Origin of the sequence: Frankia gtarii, from assembly GCF_025403375.1 — a bacterium.
In the GTDB taxonomy this organism is placed as follows: Bacteria; Actinomycetota; Actinomycetes; order Frankiales; family Frankiaceae; genus Frankia; species Frankia gtarii.
The window spans coordinates 1-1,449 of the sequence record NZ_JAMPTM010000529.1; the positions used below are offsets into that span (position 1 = coordinate 1).

Here is a 1,449-nt window from a genome sequence, read left to right on the forward strand (position 1 = left end):
CCGCCATGCCCAGCGATGCCAGCCGCCTACGGGCCCGGCTTGCCGCCCGCACCCCAGCCGCCGCTGACAGCTTCGGGATCGCCGGGAATGCCCTGTCCGATCTCAGCCTCGGCCTCACCAGCCCCCAGCAGAACGCCGCCTACTACGAAGTCCTCGCCCAGCTCCCGACCGTCTTCGACGCCGGGCCCGTCCGCGACCGCGCCGGCCGCCCCGGTCATGCCATCGGCGTTGTGGTCTCCGACCACACCAGCCTCGTCGTCGGCACCGAGTACCTGATCCTCTCCGATACCGGCACACCCCTGACGATCGAGACCGTCGACACCCCCGACGCCCCGCCCGGCCTGCGTCTCCCTCCCGGGCCGACCGTCGAGACCTACACCCAGCTGTTCACCACCAGCCACGTCCAGGCAGTCGGCGACACCTCCTGACACCGATCGACGAAATGGTCGGGGCCCCGACCATTTGAACGGTCGGGGCCCCGACCATTGGTACAGTACGCCGAGTACTCGCTGGGACGGGTCGCACCGGCCAACGGCATAAAGCGCCAACGCCCCTGGAACCAGCCTCCGCCACACGTTACGGCCGGACAAGTCTATTTACGCAGCCTGCACCGCAACGCAGCGGTCTGCCCGAAGGCTGGTATCCGAGCCCTCCCGGGAACCTAGCAGCCAGAAGCCGGAGGGTTCGAGGGCTTCTGGAGGAAGATCTGCGTCGACGGGACATCTATATCCGTCTGGCCGGTATACGGTGCGATGTAGTGGCAAGACCCGCCGGTTCCCCAGCGCAGGTATCCCTTGCAGCTATCGTGAATGTTGTCCCACGACCTGACCGTCCAGGGGACCTGGACCCACTGGTCGAGGTTCTGCCAGTATCCCCAGTCCTGGAATCCGAGCCCATGCCCCGAGTATCCGGGAGCATCGACAATATAGCTAATCGCACTGCAGTTGTATCCCTGGGCGCTTGCGGGCTTGATGGAGCTGTCCGCCTTTTCCTCTTCGGGAGAGTCGTAGCAATGCACCTCGGTAGGACTGGTGACGATGCACGTGTTCGCACCATTCCAGGTGTCCTTATTCCAGGCCAACGTCTTACCATGGTAGTACTGGACGATCTTTCCGGAATCCCCCGAGGTCACGGCCGACCCGTCGGTAGAATCCGCAGAGGCAGGAAACGCGTTCAACGCGAATCCAAAGCCGACTACCGCAAGGGCCAATAGTAGGACGCGCTGCTCGACGCCCTGCGCACCGCTCTGCCCGCAGCGACCGTGCACGGCGTCGCCGCCGGTCTGCACCTACTCATCACCCTGCCCGACGGGCAGACCGACGGGCAGGGTGACGACGTCGCGCTCGCCGCCCAGCTCCACGCCGCCGGCGTCCTCGTGCACCCGCTGTCCTGGCACCGCCGGCTCCCCGGCCCACCGGGTCTCGTCCTCGGCTACGCCGCCCACCCACC

The 1,449-nt window shown here is 66.4% G+C and carries 1 protein-coding gene and 1 pseudogene; one reads left to right on the top strand and one right to left on the bottom strand.

Features of this window, described 5'->3' with window-relative positions; all coding sequences use genetic code 11:
• Positions 1-428, top strand: a pseudogene (locus NBZ83_RS32100) (hypothetical protein); the annotation flags it as partial.
• A 233-nt stretch (positions 429-661) separates the two neighbouring features.
• Here the strand turns inward: NBZ83_RS32100 and NBZ83_RS32105 are convergent.
• Entirely contained in the window at positions 662-1,288 is a 627-nt protein-coding gene (locus tag NBZ83_RS32105; protein ID WP_261566675.1) for a hypothetical protein, read from the bottom strand.
• Positions 1,289-1,449 lie beyond the last annotated feature (161 nt).